Annotated in this window: 16 protein-coding genes; 11 read left to right on the forward strand and 5 right to left on the reverse strand. The window is 71.8% G+C overall.

The features are described 5' to 3' along the window. Positions 1–67 precede the first annotated feature (67 nt). The gene (locus ACZ7EG_RS11845) at positions 68–1,057 is read left to right on the forward strand and encodes an NAD(P)H-quinone oxidoreductase (RefSeq protein ID WP_471075817.1); all 990 of its coding nucleotides are present in this window, start codon (positions 68–70) and stop codon (positions 1,055–1,057) included. 28 nt (positions 1,058–1,085) lie between these two features. Here ACZ7EG_RS11845 and ACZ7EG_RS11850 read toward each other — a convergent pair whose 3' ends face one another. Continuing rightward, positions 1,086–1,256: a hypothetical protein gene (locus tag ACZ7EG_RS11850; protein ID WP_471075820.1), complete on the reverse strand. Its 171-nt coding sequence runs from the start codon at positions 1,254–1,256 to the stop codon at positions 1,086–1,088. 22 nt (positions 1,257–1,278) lie between these two features. On the opposite strand from ACZ7EG_RS11850, the gene ACZ7EG_RS11855 reads away from it, so the two are divergent. Both ACZ7EG_RS11855 and ACZ7EG_RS11860 read left to right on the forward strand, forming a co-directional pair. Next, positions 1,279–1,698: a hypothetical protein gene (locus ACZ7EG_RS11855; protein WP_471075823.1), complete on the forward strand. Its 420-nt coding sequence runs from the start codon at positions 1,279–1,281 to the stop codon at positions 1,696–1,698. Between the two features lie 392 nt (positions 1,699–2,090). Then, complete coding sequence (locus ACZ7EG_RS11860; protein WP_351632447.1) at positions 2,091–2,630, forward strand: bacterial proteasome activator family protein; 540 nt, start codon at positions 2,091–2,093, stop codon at positions 2,628–2,630. 272 nt (positions 2,631–2,902) lie between these two features. On the opposite strand, the gene ACZ7EG_RS11865 is transcribed toward ACZ7EG_RS11860, so the two are convergent. After that, entirely contained in the window at positions 2,903–4,549 is a 1,647-nt protein-coding gene (locus ACZ7EG_RS11865; protein WP_471075827.1) for a protein kinase domain-containing protein, read from the reverse strand. Between the two features lie 357 nt (positions 4,550–4,906). Here ACZ7EG_RS11865 and ACZ7EG_RS11870 point away from each other — a divergent pair, with 357 nt between their 5' ends. The 5 genes from ACZ7EG_RS11870 (at position 4,907) to ACZ7EG_RS11890 (ending at position 10,899) form a co-directional block, all read left to right on the forward strand. Next, positions 4,907–6,502: a protein kinase domain-containing protein gene (locus ACZ7EG_RS11870; RefSeq protein WP_471075830.1), complete on the forward strand. Its 1,596-nt coding sequence runs from the start codon at positions 4,907–4,909 to the stop codon at positions 6,500–6,502. 394 nt (positions 6,503–6,896) lie between these two features. After that, positions 6,897–8,093, forward strand: a complete 1,197-nt coding sequence (gene pdhA / locus ACZ7EG_RS11875) for a pyruvate dehydrogenase (acetyl-transferring) E1 component subunit alpha (protein ID WP_471075833.1) — start codon at positions 6,897–6,899, stop codon at positions 8,091–8,093. A gap of 1 nt (position 8,094) precedes the next feature. Next, positions 8,095–9,072 carry an alpha-ketoacid dehydrogenase subunit beta gene (locus tag ACZ7EG_RS11880; RefSeq protein ID WP_062928023.1) on the forward strand — a complete coding sequence of 326 codons (978 nt, stop codon included), beginning with the start codon at positions 8,095–8,097 and terminating at the stop codon, positions 9,070–9,072. 10 nt (positions 9,073–9,082) lie between these two features. Beyond that, a complete protein-coding gene (locus ACZ7EG_RS11885; protein ID WP_471075837.1) occupies positions 9,083–10,555 on the forward strand; it encodes a dihydrolipoamide acetyltransferase family protein in 1,473 nt (490 codons plus the stop codon). Positions 10,556–10,695: 140 nt separating this feature from the next. Beyond that, positions 10,696–10,899 carry a hypothetical protein gene (locus ACZ7EG_RS11890; protein WP_471077100.1) on the forward strand — a complete coding sequence of 68 codons (204 nt, stop codon included), beginning with the start codon at positions 10,696–10,698 and terminating at the stop codon, positions 10,897–10,899. 77 nt (positions 10,900–10,976) lie between these two features. On the opposite strand, the gene ACZ7EG_RS11895 is transcribed toward ACZ7EG_RS11890, so the two are convergent. Then, on the reverse strand, positions 10,977–11,876 hold the full coding sequence (locus ACZ7EG_RS11895) for a D-alanyl-D-alanine carboxypeptidase family protein (RefSeq protein ID WP_471075840.1): 900 nt from the start codon (positions 11,874–11,876) through the stop codon (positions 10,977–10,979). Between the two features lie 209 nt (positions 11,877–12,085). On the opposite strand from ACZ7EG_RS11895, the gene ACZ7EG_RS11900 reads away from it, so the two are divergent. After that, positions 12,086–12,736 carry a GntR family transcriptional regulator gene (locus ACZ7EG_RS11900; protein ID WP_471075843.1) on the forward strand — a complete coding sequence of 217 codons (651 nt, stop codon included), beginning with the start codon at positions 12,086–12,088 and terminating at the stop codon, positions 12,734–12,736. Next, complete coding sequence (locus ACZ7EG_RS11905) at positions 12,733–14,028, forward strand: MFS transporter (protein ID WP_471075846.1); 1,296 nt, start codon at positions 12,733–12,735, stop codon at positions 14,026–14,028. Before ACZ7EG_RS11900 ends, ACZ7EG_RS11905 begins: the two co-directional genes overlap by 4 nt. A gap of 81 nt (positions 14,029–14,109) precedes the next feature. Here ACZ7EG_RS11905 and ACZ7EG_RS11910 read toward each other — a convergent pair whose 3' ends face one another. Both ACZ7EG_RS11910 and ACZ7EG_RS11915 read right to left on the reverse strand, forming a co-directional pair. Beyond that, on the reverse strand, positions 14,110–14,850 hold the full coding sequence (locus ACZ7EG_RS11910) for an SAM-dependent methyltransferase (RefSeq protein ID WP_471075849.1): 741 nt from the start codon (positions 14,848–14,850) through the stop codon (positions 14,110–14,112). 465 nt (positions 14,851–15,315) lie between these two features. Then, positions 15,316–16,140 carry a maleylpyruvate isomerase family mycothiol-dependent enzyme gene (locus ACZ7EG_RS11915; RefSeq protein WP_471075852.1) on the reverse strand — a complete coding sequence of 275 codons (825 nt, stop codon included), beginning with the start codon at positions 16,138–16,140 and terminating at the stop codon, positions 15,316–15,318. Between the two features lie 181 nt (positions 16,141–16,321). On the opposite strand from ACZ7EG_RS11915, the gene ACZ7EG_RS11920 reads away from it, so the two are divergent. Next, positions 16,322–17,119, forward strand: a complete 798-nt coding sequence (locus tag ACZ7EG_RS11920) for a carbon-nitrogen family hydrolase (RefSeq protein ID WP_471075855.1) — start codon at positions 16,322–16,324, stop codon at positions 17,117–17,119. Positions 17,120–17,268 lie beyond the last annotated feature (149 nt).

Raw genomic sequence — 17,268 nt, forward strand, 5'->3', positions numbered from 1 at the left:
GCGGAGGCGGGGAGGACCTCGGGACGGAGCGGACTCGGTCCCGGGACCGACGGGTACGGTCCCTTGCATGCATGCGATCACGATTCCCGAACCTGGTGGGCCCGAGGCGCTGGTCTGGGACGAGGTCCCGGACCCCGTGCCCGGCGAGGGCGAGGTCCTGGTCGAGGTGGCGGCCGGCGCCGTCAACCGGGCCGACATCCTGCAGCGGCAGGGCTTCTACGAACCACCGCCCGGCGCGTCCCCGTACCCCGGCCTGGAGTGCTCCGGGCGGATTGCCGCGGTCGGCACCGGCGTCTCCGGCTGGAACGTCGGTGACGAGGTGTGCGCGCTGCTGTCCGGCGGCGGCTACGCCGAGAAGGTGGCCGTCCCGGCCGGGCAACTGCTGCCCGTGCCCGAGGGCGTCGGCCTGACGCAGGCCGCGGCACTGCCCGAGGTGGCCTGCACCGTCTGGTCGAACGTCTTCATGATCGCCCATCTGCGGCCCGGCGAGACGCTCCTCGTGCACGGAGGCTCCAGCGGCATCGGCACGATGGCGATCCAGCTGGCCAAGGCCGTCGGCGCGCGGGTGGCCGTGACGGCCGGTACGAAGGAGAAGCTGGAGCGGTGTGCCGAGCTGGGCGCCGACATCCTGGTCAACTACCGCGAGCAGGACTTCGTCGAGGAGGTCAGGAAGGCGACGGACGGCGCCGGTGCCGACGTCATCCTCGACAACATGGGCGCCAAGTACCTGGAGCGCAACGTCAAGGCCCTCGCCGTCAACGGCCGGCTCGCGATCATCGGCATGCAGGGCGGCGTGAAGGGCGAGCTGAACATCGGCGCCCTGCTGGCCAAGCGCGCCGCCATCAGCGCGACGTCCCTGCGGGCCCGGCCCCGGGAGGAGAAGGCCGCCATCGTCGCGGCAGTACGCGAACACGTATGGCCCTTGTTCGCGGGGGGCCACCTTCGCCCGGTCGTCGACCGCGAACTCCCGATGCGGGACGCCGCCGCCGCGCACCGGGTGGTGGAGGAGAGCGGCCACATCGGGAAGGTGCTGCTGATCGCCCCTCAGGCAGCCTGACACTCGCCCGGCCCGCCCCTGGGCACACCTAGACCCGCCGCAGCCGCAGCGCCACGAACGCCAGGGCCAGTCCCAGGCCGATCAGGACCAGGCCGCTGCCCAGGGGCAGGATGCGCAGGACCTGGCCGACGGGGCGTTCCGCGGTCGCGGCCTCTCGTACGGGCTGGTGCGACGGAGCCGCGGGTACCGGGTCGGTCACCTGCGGCTCGTCGGGGAGGGCCGTGGCGTCGGAGAGGCCCGGCCCCTCCCCTGACTCCTCCGGCCGCCCGGGCCGCACCCGGCCCTCTCCCGCCCTGCTCCCGGCCCGCGAGGGCTCACCGGCGTCGGAAGGGGGCGCCACGGCTGCCGCAGCCGACGAAGCCGCCCGGGCCGACGAAGCCGCCTCGGGCGACGGAGCAGCCAGGGGTGGTGGGGCGGACCGGGCCGACGAAGCCGCCCGGGGCGACGGAGCAGCCAGGGGTGACGGGGCGGACCGGGACGACGAAGCCGTCCGGGACGACGCCGTCGGCCGGGACGCCGGGGGCGGGGCGGGCGGGTCGGCGGAGGCGGGCCCGGGCGACGGGGTGGTGAGGGTCCCGGACCCCGCCTGCGCCGGCTCCGCCGAGACCGCCTCCTCGTCGTACGTGCGGACAGCCCCGTAGGACGGGACGGATCCGAAGGGTGAGACGGCCGCGCCGGCCCCCAGGGCGAGGACCAGTCCCGTCGCCCGCAGCGCGCGTAGCCATGGAGTCACGGGGGTGACCCCCTCCCGCCGTGCCCGGTAGGGCAGAACGGCAAGTTCGGTCATATATGGCAATCAGCCTCACACCGCCCCGCAGTCCCGGCACTCCGGGTTCGGCCGACGGACGGAATCGCTGCACAATCCGGGGGCCGGACCACTGCGAGGCCCGCCTGCTCCGATTCGCCCGCGAGGAGGAACCGCCCCCGCCGGAGCAACCCGAAGCGTGACCGACTCGTCTCCTCCAGCGCGGTGGATCAGCCTCCTGTGGGGGCACCACGGAGGTGAGATGCAGGCGTGCGACAGAATGGCGACATGGAGATGCCGAGGAACGAAAGGTCGCCGGAGAACCCGCAGATCCTGGTCGTGGGCCAGGACGGCATGGCGCTCGGTGGCGGCAGCGCAGACGAGGACTCCCGCGAGACCCCGGTCACGGAACAGGTGGAGCAGCCCGCCAAGGTCATGCGGATCGGCAGCATGATCAAGCAGCTGCTGGAGGAAGTGCGCGCGGCTCCCCTCGACGAGGCCAGCCGCGTCCGGCTCAAGGACATCCACGCCAGCTCGGTGAAGGAGCTGGAGGACGGTCTGGCGCCCGAGCTGGTCGAGGAGCTGGAGCGGCTCTCCCTGCCGTTCACGGACGAGACGACTCCCAGCGACTCGGAGCTGCGCATCGCGCAGGCCCAGCTCGTGGGTTGGCTGGAGGGGCTCTTCCACGGGATCCAGACGACGCTGTTCGCCCAGCAGATGGCGGCGCGTGCCCAGCTGGAGCAGATGCGCCGCGCCCTCCCGCCGGGAGTCGGCGACGGCCTCGACGAGCAGCACCCGGGCGGCCGGTCCGGCGGCCCCTACCTGTAGGCGGCCACAGGACCGGGACGGCCGCGGGACCGAGGCCACAGGACCTGGGACGGCCACAGGACCGGACGGCCGCGGGACCGAGGCCGCCACAGGACCTGGGACGGCACAGGACCGGGACGGCCGCGCGACCGAGGCCACAGGACCTGGGACGGTCGTGCGGTATCGGGCGGGTACGACGGCCTCTTCGAGTCTGTAGGACCTGGGAAGGTCACAAGCCGCACGGACGGAAGGGCCCGGCGAAGCCGCCGGGCCCTTCCGCGCGTCGGGGGACCTCAGGAGGGCGGGTTGCCCGTCGAGACGCTGAGTTCGATCTCGGGCATGTCCTTCGGGTCGACGTCGGTGTCGGCGGACGGGAACTGGTTCATGACCGTGCCGTCGCCGTAGGTGTTCTCGTCGACCTTCTTCTCGTTCACTTCCCAGCCGGCCGCCTGCAGACAGGCCTTGACCGACTTGATGTTCTTGAACTTGAAGTCCGGGATCTGGATCTTGTCGGGGTCGTTGTACGACTCCCGCGGCTCCGTGCACTCCTCGGTGTCGATCGTCTTCGCGGTGTCCGGGCCGCGGTAGCCGGGCTTCTTCTCCGCCGAGGCCGAGGCACTCGCGCCGGTGCCGCCGCCTCCCTTGTCGTCCTCGCTGCCGCCGTTCAGCAGCAGCGCCGTGACGAGGCCGCCGACCGCGACGACGGACACGATGACCGAGCCGATGATCACCGGCTTGTTGTTCCTGCCGCCGCCGGAGGAGGCGGCCGTGGTCTGGGGCGACAGGTTGTACGGCGGCGGCGTCGACGGGCCGGGCTGTGGGGAGTACCCCGCCGGGGACGGCGTCGGGTAGCCGCCCTGCTGCGGATAGCCGTACGCCGGGTTCGGCCCCGTCGGGGAGGGCGCGCCGTACGGGTTCGGGGGCGGGGCCGGCTGGTACGGCGTCTGCACCTGGCCCGAGGGCGCCGGGGTCGCCTGGTCGACCGGCGGGAACACGGCCGAGCCGACGCCCGCGCCGCTGGGGGCCTGGGTGCCCGGGACGATGCTCGGCGGCGCGGCCTGGAAGGACGCGGCCACCCGCAGGCACTCGTCCCGCATGGCCTCGGCGCTGGGGAAGCGTTCGTTCGGGTTCTTCTTGAGCGCGCGGGCGATCAGCGCGTCCACCGCCGGGGGCAGGGAGCGGTTGACCGAGGACGGAACCGGCGGCTCCTCCTGGACGTGCGCATACGCGATGGCCAGCGGCGAGTCCGCCTCGAACGGCAGCCGCCCGGTCACCAGTTGGAACAGCATGATGCCGACCGAGTACAGGTCGGAGCGGGCGTCCACACCGCGGCCGAGGGCCTGCTCCGGCGAGAGGTACTGCGGGGTTCCGACGACCATGCCGGTCTGCGTCATCGACGTCACACCGGACTGCATGGCGCGCGCGATGCCGAAGTCCATGACCTTGACCACGGCGCGCTTGGTCATCATCACGTTGCCCGGCTTGATGTCGCGGTGGACCAGGCCCATCTCGTGGCTGATCTCCAGCGCGGCCAGCACGTCCGCGGTGATCTTCAGCGCCTTGTCGGCGGGCATCGCGCCCTGCTGCCGCACGTCCTCGTCGAGGACCGAGCCGAGCGGGCGGCCCTCGACGTACTCCATGACGATGTACGGCGTCGTCATACCGTCGAGGGTGTCCTCGCCGGTGTCGAAGACCGACACGATGTTGGTGTGCGTGAGCTTGGCCACGGACTGGGCCTCGCGGCGGAACCGCTCGCGGAAGGCCTGTTCCCGTCCGAGATCCGTGTGAAGTGTCTTGATGGCGACCTGCCGGTCGAGCACGCTGTCGTACGCGAGGTGCACCGAGGCCATGCCGCCCTGGCCGAGGAGGTCACGCAGTTGATAGCGGCCACCGGCGAGCGCCCGCCCCGCGTACTGGCCCTGTGCGCCGTCCTGGCTCATGTTCCGTTTCCCCCGTAGCCCTTGAGGCGCCGCCGACTTGCGCTGATCCGCCGCAGATCCGTCGTTGATCCAAACCGCCATTCCCGGCCAAGTCTGCCCCAGGGCACTGACACGTCAAGCTCGGTGCCCGTTCCGTGACCGTACGCGAAAGAAGCGTCGCGGAAGCGTTACCGGGGACGTACGGGCGGGACACAGAATTTGCACGACGGTAAGGAGTGAAGGTTTCATGGCCGGTCCGTCTCGTGCCGGTCCCGGTGCCCCTTCTCGGGCCGGAGGCTTGCGCGGAGGCTGTAGCGTGGCCGACGGAGACCGTAACAACACCGCGCGCACCGCGGGCAGAAACGACGGCGAGGACTGATGGCACAGCAGCAGCGCGCTCAGGGCCCGTCCGACCCCGAGGGCACTGGCGGCGGCATGTCGGAGGCGCCGGAGTCCTGGGGGAACGGCGGACTGGTCGGGGACGGCCGGTACCGGCTGACCCACAGACTCGGCCGGGGCGGCATGGCCGAGGTGTTCGCAGCCGAGGACGTCCGTCTCGGACGCACGGTCGCGGTCAAGCTGCTGCGCTCCGACCTCGCCGAGGACCCGGTGTCCAAGGCGCGCTTCACACGCGAGGCCCAGTCGGTGGCCGGCCTCAACCACCACGCGATCGTCGCCGTGTACGACTCCGGCGAGGACTTCGTCGGCGGCCAGTCCGTGCCCTACATCGTGATGGAGCTGGTCGAGGGCCGCACCATCCGTGACCTGCTGCTGAACGCGGAGGCCCCCGGCCCGGAGCAGGCGCTGATCATCGTCTCGGGTGTCCTGGAGGCGCTCGCCTACTCGCACCAGCACGGCATCGTGCACCGCGACATCAAGCCCGCCAACGTCATCATCACGCACAACGGTGCCGTGAAGGTGATGGACTTCGGCATCGCCCGCGCCCTGCACGGCGCGTCCACGACGATGACGCAGACCGGCATGGTCATGGGCACCCCGCAGTACCTCTCCCCCGAGCAGGCCCTCGGCAAGGCCGTCGACCACCGCTCCGACCTGTACGCCACGGGCTGTTTGCTCTACGAACTCCTCGCGCTGCGCCCGCCGTTCACCGGCGAGACCCCGCTGTCGGTGGTCTACCAGCACGTCCAGGACATCCCGACGCCGCCGTCCGAGGCCTCCGACGCCTGCCCGCCGGAGCTGGACGGCATGGTCATGCGCTCCCTCGCCAAGGAGCCCGACGACCGCTTCCAGACGGCCGAGGAGATGCGCGGGCTGGTCCAGTACGCGCTCCAGATGCTCTACGACCAGGGCGGCCACACCGGCACCTGGAACACCGGCCCCGTCGGCATGCACGAGGGCCGGAAGACCCCCTCGGGCGGCTTCGCCGGTGCGACGGCCGTGATGGGGCACCCCGGGGACGTCTCCGGCACCACGCAGATCCCCTCGCCGATCCTGCCCGGCGGCTACGGCGGCGGGGACGACGGCGGCTTCGAGGGCCACGGCAACAAGGGCAGCGGCCGCGGCAAGCTCTGGATCCTCGCCGTGCTCGCGGTGATCGCCATCGCCGCGGGTGTCGCCCTGGCGCTGCAGAACACCGGCGGCGACAAGGACGACCCGAGCAAGGAGCAGAAGCCGACCACCTCGCAGACGACCGAGAAGAAGACGCCCAGCGAGACCCCGAGCGAGGACGACCCCGGCGAGCCGACCGACACGGAAACGGACACCGGGACCGGCACCGGCTCGGGCAACGGCAACTGGACGCCGACCTACAAGCCGTCCCCCACGTTTTCGCAGAGTGCTCCCGCCTCGCCCACCGGCGAGCCGACGGGCGCGCCGACCAGCGCGGAGCCGACCGGCGAACCGACGGACGAGGAGCCCACGGACCCGGGCACCCCGACCGACGACACCGGCGGTGCCGACGGCGGCGGCACCACGGAGGGCATCGTGGGAGGCGCGGGCGACGGCGAAGGCTGATCCCGCTGCTCAACGGCATGATCCACGCGCGCGTGGGACCCGGGAACGGGGCCCACGCGCGCGTGCCGTTTTGGGCGCGCCGAAAAGAGGACTCTTCCCGTGACCTGGGTCACCGGGTTAACGTGCGGTAGCTCCGGCCTCCTGCAAGGCTGTGACCAGGGCCATTCCACGCCTTTCCGATTTACTTGGATATCCAAGCAAAATCGCAGGTCAGGTGAGGTTTCACAGAAATGTGGCGCACTGGGTAACGTGCCTTCTGCAGGGCGCTCGCCGGGGCACCTGTCACGCCTGTTCCCGGCCGAGTGGCACCCACCCCGTGCCCCGGTGGTCGAGTTCAGGTGAGCCGCACTGGCCTACCGGCAACCCCGGGGGCCGGACCGACGGAGGAGCACACGTGACCGTGGAGAGCACTGCCGCGCGCACACCGCGACGCAGCGCCGGAAGCAAGGCCGGCACCACCGGCACCAAGCGCACCACCCGCACGCCTGCCAAGAAGGACGCCAAGAGCACCGAGCCCCAGCTCGTGCAGCTGCTGACGCCCGAGGGCAAGCGCGTCAAGAACGCCGAGTACGACAAGTACGTCGCCGGTATCACTCCGGAAGAGCTCCGCGGCCTCTACCGCGACATGGTGCTCACCCGCCGCTTCGACGCCGAGGCCACCTCCCTGCAGCGCCAGGGCGAGCTGGGCCTGTGGGCGTCACTGCTCGGCCAGGAGGCCGCCCAGATCGGGTCCGGCCGGGCCACCCGGGAGGACGACTACGTCTTCCCGACCTACCGCGAGCACGGCGTGGCCTGGTGCCGCGGCGTCGACCCGGCCAACCTGCTCGGGATGTTCCGCGGCGTGAACAACGGCGGCTGGGACCCCAACAGCAACAACTTCCAGCTGTACACGATCGTCATCGGCTCCCAGACGCTGCACGCCACCGGCTACGCGATGGGCGTCGCCAAGGACGGTGCCGACAGCGCGGTGATCGCCTACTTCGGCGACGGCGCCTCCAGCCAGGGCGACGTGGCCGAGTCCTTCACCTTCTCCGCGGTGTACAACGCCCCGGTCGTGTTCTTCTGCCAGAACAACCAGTGGGCCATCTCCGAGCCCACCGAGAAGCAGTCCCGCGTCCCGATCTACCAGCGCGCCCAGGGCTTCGGCTTCCCGGGCGTCCGGGTGGACGGCAACGACGTGCTCGGTGTCCTCGCGGTCACCCGGTGGGCCCTGGAGCGGGCCCGCAGCGGCGAGGGCCCGACCCTCGTCGAGGCGTTCACCTACCGCATGGGTGCCCACACCACCTCCGACGACCCCACCCGCTACCGGGGCGACGAGGAACGCCAGGCCTGGGAGGCCAAGGACCCGATCCTGCGCCTTCGCCGGTACCTGGAGGCCTCAAACCACGCGGACGAGGGATTCTTCGAGGAACTGGAGGCCGAGTCCGAGGCGTTGGGCAAACGAGTGCGCGAGGCGGTCCGTGCCATGCCGGACCCGGACCACTTCGCGATCTTCGAGAACGCCTACGCGGACGGACACGCGCTCGTCGACGAGGAGCGCGCCCAGTTCGCCGCCTACCAGGCGTCGTTCGCCGACGAGGGGGGTAACTGAGATGGCCGACAAGATGGCACTGGCCAAGGCGATCAACGAGTCGCTGCGCCGCGCCCTGGAGTCCGACCCCAAGGTCCTGATCATGGGCGAGGACGTCGGCAAGCTCGGCGGCGTCTTCCGGGTGACGGACGGCCTGCAGAAGGACTTCGGCGAGAGCCGCGTCATCGACACCCCGCTCGCCGAGTCGGGCATCGTCGGCACGGCGATCGGCCTGGCCCTGCGCGGCTACCGCCCGGTGGTGGAGATCCAGTTCGACGGCTTCGTCTTCCCGGCGTACGACCAGATCGTCACGCAGCTCGCGAAGATGCACGCCCGCTCGCTGGGCAAGGTCAAGCTCCCGGTCGTCGTGCGCATCCCGTACGGCGGCGGCATCGGCGCGGTGGAACACCACTCCGAGTCCCCCGAGGCGCTCTTCGCGCACGTGGCGGGCTTGAAGATCGTCAGCCCGTCGAACGCCTCGGACGCGTACTGGATGATGCAGCAGGCCATCCAGAGCGACGACCCGGTGATCTTCTTCGAGCCCAAGCGCCGCTACTGGGACAAGGGCGAGGTCAACGCGGAGGCGATCCCGGGCCCGCTGCACAAGGCCCAGGTGGTCCGCGAGGGCACCGACCTCACCCTTGCGGCCTACGGGCCGATGGTGAAGCTCTGCCAGGAGGTCGCGGACGCGGCCGCCGAGGAGGGCAAGAACCTGGAGGTCCTGGACCTGCGCTCGGTCTCCCCGCTCGACTTCGACTCGATCCAGGCGTCGGTGGAGAAGACACGCCGCCTGGTCGTCGTCCACGAGGCCCCGGTGTTCTTCGGCTCGGGCGCGGAGATCGCCGCCCGGATCACCGAGCGCTGCTTCTACCACCTGGAGGCCCCGGTGCTCCGGGTCGGCGGCTACCACGCGCCGTACCCCCCGGCCCGCCTGGAGGAGGAGTACCTGCCGAACCTGGACCGGGTACTCGACGCCGTCGACCGCTCGCTGGCGTACTGAGGAGAGGGTCGTGACGACGATGACGGAAGCGTCCGTGCGCGAGTTCAAGATGCCCGACGTGGGCGAGGGACTCACCGAGGCCGAGATCCTCAAGTGGTACGTCCAGCCCGGCGACACGGTCACCGACGGCCAGGTGGTCTGCGAGGTCGAGACGGCGAAGGCGGCCGTCGAGCTGCCCATTCCGTACGACGGCGTGGTCCGGGACCTGCACTTCCCCGAGGGCACCACGGTCGACGTGGGCACGGCGATCATCGCGGTGGACGTGGGCGGCGGCAGCGCCGCACCCGCGCCCGCAGCTGAGCAGCCCGCCGCCGCGCAGCCCGCGGCAGCGGCTCCCGCCGAGGAGCCGAAGGCGGCGGGGTCGGGACGTCAGCCGGTCCTGGTGGGGTACGGGGTGGCGACCTCGTCCACCCGCCGCCGCCCCCGCAAGGGCCCGGAGGTTCCGGTCCAGCAGGCCTCGACGGCGATCCGGACGGAGCTGAACGGCCACACGCCGACGGCCCCGGCAGCGCCCGCCCCGGCAGCGCCCGCCCCGGCAGCGCCCTCCCCTGCAGCTCCGGCCGCCCCGGCGGGCGGGGAGCGCCCGCTGGCCAAGCCGCCCGTCCGCAAGCTCGCCAAGGACCTGGGCGTCGACCTGACGACGGTCGTCCCGACCGGCCCGGACGGCATCATCACCCGCGAGGACGTGCACGCGGCGGTCGCCGCCGCCGTACCGGCGGCCACCGAGCCGCAGGTCGCGCCCGCCCCCGCCGTGGCGCCGGCGCCGACGTCGTACGACACCACGCGCGAGACCCGTATCCCGGTCAAGGGTGTCCGCAAGGCGACGGCGGCGGCGATGGTCGGCTCGGCGTTCACCGCGCCGCACGTCACGGAGTTCGTGACGGTCGACGTGACGCGCACGATGAAGCTGGTCGAGGAGCTGAAGGCCGACAAGGAGTTCGCGGGTCTGCGCGTGAACCCGCTGCTGCTGATCGCCAAGGCGCTGCTGGTCGCGATCCGGCGCAACCCGGACGTCAACGCGTCCTGGGACGAGGCCGCCCAGGAGATCGTGGTCAAGCACTACGTGAACCTGGGCATCGCGGCCGCGACCCCGCGGGGCCTGATCGTGCCGAACATCAAGGACGCCCACGCCCAGACGCTGCCGCAGCTGGCCCGGTCGCTGGGCGAGCTGGTGGCGACGGCCAGGGACGGCAAGACGTCCCCGGCGGCCATGCAGGGCGGCACGGTGACGATCACCAACGTCGGCGTCTTCGGCGTCGACACGGGCACGCCGATCCTCAACCCGGGCGAGTCCGCGATCCTCGCGGTCGGTGCGATCAAGCCGCAGCCGTGGGTCCACAAGGGCAAGGTGAAGCCCCGCCAGGTCACCACCCTGGCCCTGTCCTTCGACCACCGCCTGGTCGACGGTGAGCTGGGCTCGAAGGTCCTGGCGGATGTGGCGGCGATCCTGGAGCAGCCGAAGCGCCTGATCACCTGGGCGTGAGCCGACTGCGGCGGCCCCCCCCCCCTTGTGGGCGGGGGGCCGCCGGCGTCCGTGCGGGGGTGAACCAGCGGTTCGCCGTACCGGCACGACCGTGCTGGAGACCGGCGAGGCCGACTGGGCGACCCTGTACGCCCTGATCCGTGCCCTGCAGTACGAGCTGGGCGTCACGGCGTTCTCCGACAACTTCGGCCCCACCACGCTCGGGTGTCGCCGCCCTGCCGCTGTCCCATGTCCTGCCCCAGGCGTACGCCGACGCGAACAACCCGATCCCGGCCCGGGTCCGGGACGTCCTGCGCAGCGCGCAGGACGTCGGATGGCACGAGCCGGTCGGCCTCGCCGTGTGACGGAGGCGACCGTATGACGAAGGGGGCTCCGCCGCGGAGTGCGGTGGAGCCCCCTTCGTCGTCCTGCTTGTGTCGTCCTACCTGGTGAAGCCGTAGTTGAGCAGCTTCGTCGCGTCCGCCTTGCGGGCGTCCGGGCCGGTCGAGGCGAGGACCGTGCCGATGACCGTCTTGCCGTTGCGGGTGGCGGCGAAGACCAGGCAGTACTTCGCCTCCGGGCCGGAGCCGGTCTTCACGCCGATCGCGCCGCTGTAGCTGCTGAGCAGCGGGTTGGTGTTCTCCCACGGCTTCATCGTCCGCGTGCCGCCGGTCTTGGTGGTCGTCTTCGCCGTGTACTTCTTGGTCTTGACGACCGTGCGGAACGTGGAGTTCTTCATCGCCGCGCTGGCGAGCTTGGTGAGGTCGCGCGGCGTGGAGTAGTTGGCGCCGTGGCCGATGCCGTCGAAGGAGTCGAAGTGGGTGTTCTTCAGACCCAGGTTCTTGGCGGTGGTGTTCATCTTGCCGATGAACGACTTCACGCGCGCCGAACGCGTCGAGCCCGAGCCGAACTTGTCGGCGAGCGCGTACGCGGCGTCGCAGCCGGACGGGAGCATCAGCCCGTACAGCAGCTGGCGGACGGTGACCTTGTCGCCGACGATCAGCTTCGCGTTGGACGCGTAGTTGTTGTCGACGATGTAGTCGCTGTACGCCTTCTGGATCGTGACCTTGCTGTCCATGTTCAGGTTCGACTGCTTCAGCACCACCAGTGCGGTCATGATCTTGGTGGTCGAGCCGGTCGAGCGGCGCGTGTCGGCCGCCTTGGTGTAGAGCGACTTGCCGGTCGCGTTGTTCATCACGTAGCCGCCCTTGGCGGCGATGGAGGGCGCCGAGGCGGCCTGCGCCGGCGCGACGGTGAGGGCACCGGTCGCGAGCATGGCACCGGTGGTGACGGCGACGGCCGCGGCTCTGCGGAGACGAGTGCCCTTAATGCCGGTTATCAAGTCAAGTACCCCGATTGCGTCGAAATGCCCCAACGGTGCGGCCGAGTTGAGGACGAGGGGAAAGGGGCCGCACGTGTCTGACTCGTAACTAGCACACGTGGTTGTGCTGTTGCCGAGGGGGATCCCTCCTTTGCCACAGATGTGTGACATTCAAGTCCGCATATTGGACGTATCCCTTCATGCGTACCTGTTGTATCTATGCTGTCCGCATGACCTTGGCCGTGAAGCAACCGCCCGCCGCCGACCGCGTCTACGCCCATGTCAAACAGGGCGTCCTGGAGCGCCGCTACGAGGGCGGGACCCTCCTCACCGAGGGCGAACTCGCCGAAGCCGTCGGAGTGTCGCGCACGCCGGTACGCGAGGCGCTGCTCCGGCTGGAGGCCGAGGGGCTCATCCGGCTCTACCCGAAGAAGGGTGCCCTCGTCCTGCCCGTCTCCGCGCAGGAGATCGCCGACGTCATCGAGACGCGGCTGCTCGTCGAGGAGCACGCGGCGCGCAAGGCCGTGCCCGCGCCCGCCGGGCTCATCGAGCGTCTGGAGGAGCTGTTGGCCCGGCAGAAGGAGCAGGCCGCCGCCGGGGACTTCGCCGGCGCCGCCGTCACCGACCGCTGCTTCCACGCCGAGATCGTCCGCAGCGGCGGCAACGAGATCCTCTCCCGCCTCTACGACCAGCTGCGCGACCGCCAGCTCCGGATGGGCGTCGCCATCATGCACTCCCACCCCGACCGCGTCGCCAAGACCCTCGCCGAGCACGCGGAGATCCTCGACGCGCTGCGCTCCGACGACGCGGAGACGGCCGTCGGCCTCGTCCGGCGGCACATCGGCTGGTTCTCGCACCTGGCCCGGGGAGAGGTCCGATGAGCGCCACCGCGATTCCCGGTGACCCGCCGGGCGGCCGCAGGGCGCTGGCCGTGTGGGGCACGGGCGTCTCGGTCTACTTCGTCGCGGTCATCTTCCGCACGTCCCTGGGCGTGGCCGGCCTCGACGCCGCCGACCGCTTCCACGTGAACGCCTCGGCCCTGTCCACCTTCTCCATCCTCCAGCTGCTGGTCTACGCGGGCATGCAGATCCCCGTCGGCCTGCTGGTCGACCGGCTCGGCACCAAGAAGGTGCTGGCGCTCGGCGCGGTGCTGTTCACCGCCGGGCAACTGGGCTTCGCCTTCTCCCCGTCGTACGGCACGGCGCTCGCCTCCCGGGCGCTGCTCGGCTGCGGTGACGCGCTGACCTTCATCAGCGTGCTGCGCCTGGGCAGCCGCTGGTTCCCGGCCCGGCGCGGGCCGCTGGTCGCCCAGTTCGCGGGACTGGTGGGCATGGCCGGGAACCTCGTCTCCACGCTCGTGCTGGCCCGGCTGCTGCACGGCATCGGCTGGACGGCTGCGTTCGCGGGCAGCGCGGCCGCCGGGGCCGTGGTGCTCGTCCTGGTGCTGTTGTTCCTCAAGGACCACCCGGAGGGCCAGGAGCCCGAGCCGCTTCCGCACCAGGGCGCGGCCTACGTGCGGCGGCAGATCGCCGCCTCCTGGCGGGAGCCCGGGACGCGGCTCGGCCTCTGGGTGCACTTCACCACCCAGTTCCCGGCGATGGTGTTCCTGCTGCTGTGGGGACTGCCGTTCCTCGTCGAGGCGCAAGGGCTGTCCCGGGCGGTCGCCGGTGAACTGCTCACCCTCGTCGTCCTGTCGAACATGGTGGTGGGCCTGGTCTACGGCCAGATCGTCGCCCGGCACCACGGGGCCCGGCTGCCGCTCGCGCTCGGCACGGTAGGGGCGACGGCGGCCCTGTGGGCGGTCACCCTCGCCTACCCCGGCCCCCGCGCCCCGATGTGGCTGCTGATCGTGCTGTGCACGGTGCTCGGGGCGTGCGGGCCGGCGTCGATGATCGGCTTCGACTTCGCCCGCCCGGCCAACCCGCCCGAGCGGCAGGGCACCGCCTCCGGCATCACCAACATGGGCGGCTTCGTGGCCTCCATGACCACGCTGCTCGCGATCGGCGTCCTCCTGGACGCCACCGGCGACGACTACTCCCTGGCCTTCTCGGTGGTGTTCGTGCTCCAGGCGGTCGGGATCTCCCAGATCCTGCGGCTGCGCAGGCGGGCGCAACGGCGGGAGCGGGAACGGCTGGTGGCGAGCCGGGTGGAGACGGTGCACGTGCCGGCGTAGCTCAACGGGCCGCCACCGGACGGTGCACGTGCCGGCGTAGCTCAGCGGGCCGCCACCGGACGGTGCGCGTGCCGGCGTAGCTCAACGGGCCGCCACCGGTACGAGGGTGAGGTAGGCCAGGCCGAGGACACCGCGGTAGGTGAGCCACCTGGCCCGGTGCCGGTCGGCGCGCTCACGGGTCTCGGCCGCGAGCGGGTGGCCGGGGTTCTCGGCGAGCCACACCTCGGTGTCCGCGAGGTAGCCCGACTCGAACTCCTCCCATTCGTCGAGGTTCGCGGTCTCCGTCCACTCCGGCCTGAACCCCGCGTCGATCGCCAGGCCGACGAGTGCCGCGAGGTCGGGGTGGTCGGTGGCCGCGGCGTCCGGCCACATCCTGGACAGCTCGTCGGGGGTGGGGGTGCGCTGCCAGAAGCCCTCGCCGAGCAGGACGCGGCCGCGGTCGGTGACCAGGCGGCGCAGTTCCCTGAGCACGCTCGGCAGTTCGTCGCCGAGGGCCTGGCTCGCTCCCACGCACAGGACGAGGTCGGCGGGGCCCCGGCTGGTGCCGGTGGCGGACTCCTCCACGAATCGGACCCGGGACGCCAGGCCGCGCTCTTCGGCGGCCTTCCGCCCGCGCGCCAGGTCGTCGGCGTCGAGGTCGACGCCGGTGCCGGTCGCCTCCGGCGCGGCGGCCAGGACGCGCAGCATGAGCTCGCCCGAGCCGCAGCCGATGTCCAGGACGGTGGTGGGCCGGTGACGGGTGAGGCGTCGCACGAGGGCGTCCGCCCGGGTCTCGGACAGCGGGCCGTGGAAGGTGAGGCGGGTGCGCTGGGGTGGGGTCATGCGAGCGGACGCTACGGGCGGGGTGGGGCCGGTGCATGGGATTTTCGGGGCCCTGGGCTGTTGCTGCCGCTCCGCCGGGCGGGCCCGCCCGGCGGAGCGGGGTACTGCTGCGCCCACCCGCGCCGCCCCTGGCGGCACGCGTGCCCGCAGCGAAGCGGGGCGGGGCGTCCTCGGCCAAGCGGGACGGGGCGTCCTCGGCTGAGCGGCACGCATGCCCGCAGCCAGACGGGGCGGGGCGCCGACAGCCATGCGGCAGGCATGCCCGCGGCCAAGCGGGACGGGGCGCCCGCGGCCAAGCGGCACGCATGCCCGCAGCCAAGCGGGACAGGGCGTCCGCAGGCATGCGGGGCGGGGCGTCCGCAGGCATGCGGGGCGGGGCGTCCGCAGGCATGCGGGGCGGGGCGTCCGCAGCCAAGTGGCACGTGTGCCCGCGGCCAAGCGGGGCGGGGCGCCCGCAGTCGGCTCCTACCGCGTCACCGTGAAGTTGTTCAGGATGGCCGCCGTCAGGTCCGGGTCGCCCTCCGTCTTCAGGCGGTCGGAGACCGCCTCCGGGGTCACACGGCCGCAGGCCAGACGGACGTACGTCTCCCAGTCGAGGGTGAGGGTCGCGGCGGGGCCGAGGGCCGGGGCCGTCTCCAGGGTGCCGCGGCCCTGGATGTCGACGCGGATCGTGCGCAGGAACTCGACGGGGCCGTGCACGTCGAAGACGATCGCCGAGCTGCGCGGTGCCTGCGCGTCCTCGGCCACCACGCGCGGCAGCTCCCCGAGCAGCACGTCACGGGCGACCAGCGCGCCGGGGGAGTCGAGATCGCCGGGGCGGCCGAGCGCCGTGCGCAGATCCTGCTCGTGCACCCACACGTCGAACGCGTGCCGCCGCATCGACTCCTCCAGGGTGAGCTCGCTGCCGAGCGGCCCCCGCACCTTCGTGCCCGGGTCACGCGACTCGTTCCGCAGCTGCCGGTTGCGGCGGATGATCACGTACTCCAGCTCGGAGGTCATCTCCGGTGCCGTGTGGTGGCGGCGGACGTCGACCTGCATCTCCATGTAGCGCTGGTGCTCGTTGGTGACGTGGAAGAGGTCGCGCGGGAGGCTGTGGATGGGGCGCGGGTCGCCGAGCATCTCGCAGTCCAGGCCGATGACATGGGAGACCACGTCCCGCACCGACCACCCGGGGCACGGCGTCCGCCGGTTCCACTCGGCCTCCGGGAGCGGCTGGAGCAGCTCGGATATCGCTTCGATGGAGTGGGTCCAGGCGTCGGCGTAGGGCTGGAGGGTGGGATGCAGACTCACGGAACGGGACCCCTCGGCGGTTCGGTCACGGGCAGGTGGTGGCGGCGTTGCCAGTGGGAGGTGGCGGCTGTCGGCGGGCGTCTTGCGAGCTAAGTTACGCTGCTGTGAGGCACCCCGGCAGTGCTTTCGTGTGACGATCGTAGGCCCGTGTGGACGGCTCGAATGCCAGGACGGTGGTAGTGTGCGCGCCTCTGTGATCCAGATTGCCGTGAACGAGGACGAATCGGTCGAAGCGCGCCGCCGACGCGTCACGGCGCTGGTCCGGGAGCAGGCCGGGGCCGATCTCGTCGTCCTGCCGGAGCTGTGGACCACGGGTGCCTTCGCCTACGAGGAGTTCGGGCGCGAGGCCGAGCCGCTCGAGGGGCCGACGTACGAGGCGATGGCGAAGGCCGCGAGCGACGCGGGCGTGTGGCTGCACGCGGGTTCCATCCCGGAGCGGGACCCCGACGGGCCGCTCTACAACACCTCCCTCGTCTTCTCGCCCTCCGGCGATCTGGCAGCCGCCTACCGCAAGATCCACCGCTTCGGCTTCGACAAGGGCGAGGCCGTGCTCATGGGCGCGGGCGCGGAACTGGTGACGTTGCGTCTGCCCGAGACGACTCTGGGCCTGTCCACCTGCTACGACCTCCGCTTCCCCGAGCTCTACCGCGGTCTCGTCGACGCCGGTGCCGAGACGCTCGTGGTGTCGGCGGGCTGGCCGGAGCGCCGCCGCTCCCACTGGACGCTGCTGGCCCAGGCACGGGCCGTGGAGAACCAGTCGTTCCTCCTCGCCTGCGCAACGGCCGGGACGCACGCCGGAATTCCGCAGGCCGGTCACTCGATCGTGGTCGACCCGTGGGGTGAGGTGCTGGCGCAGGCCGGTGCCGACGAGGAGGTGCTCACGGTGGAGTTCGACCCGGGGAAGGTCGCCACCACGCGGGAGCAGTTCCCTGCGCTGAAGGACCGGGTGCTGGGACTTCAGCCTCCTCGCCGGCCCTGAGGACGGGGGCGGACACCGGAGTCGGGCGCGGGTCGTGGGGACGGGCGCGGGCTCCGGAGTCGGGCGCGGGTCGTGGGGACGGGCGCGGGCTCCGGAGTCGGGCGCGGGTCGTGGGGACGGGCGCGGGCTCCGGAGTCGGGCGCGGGTCG

This window comes from Streptomyces sp. NPDC037100 (genome assembly GCF_055606225.1).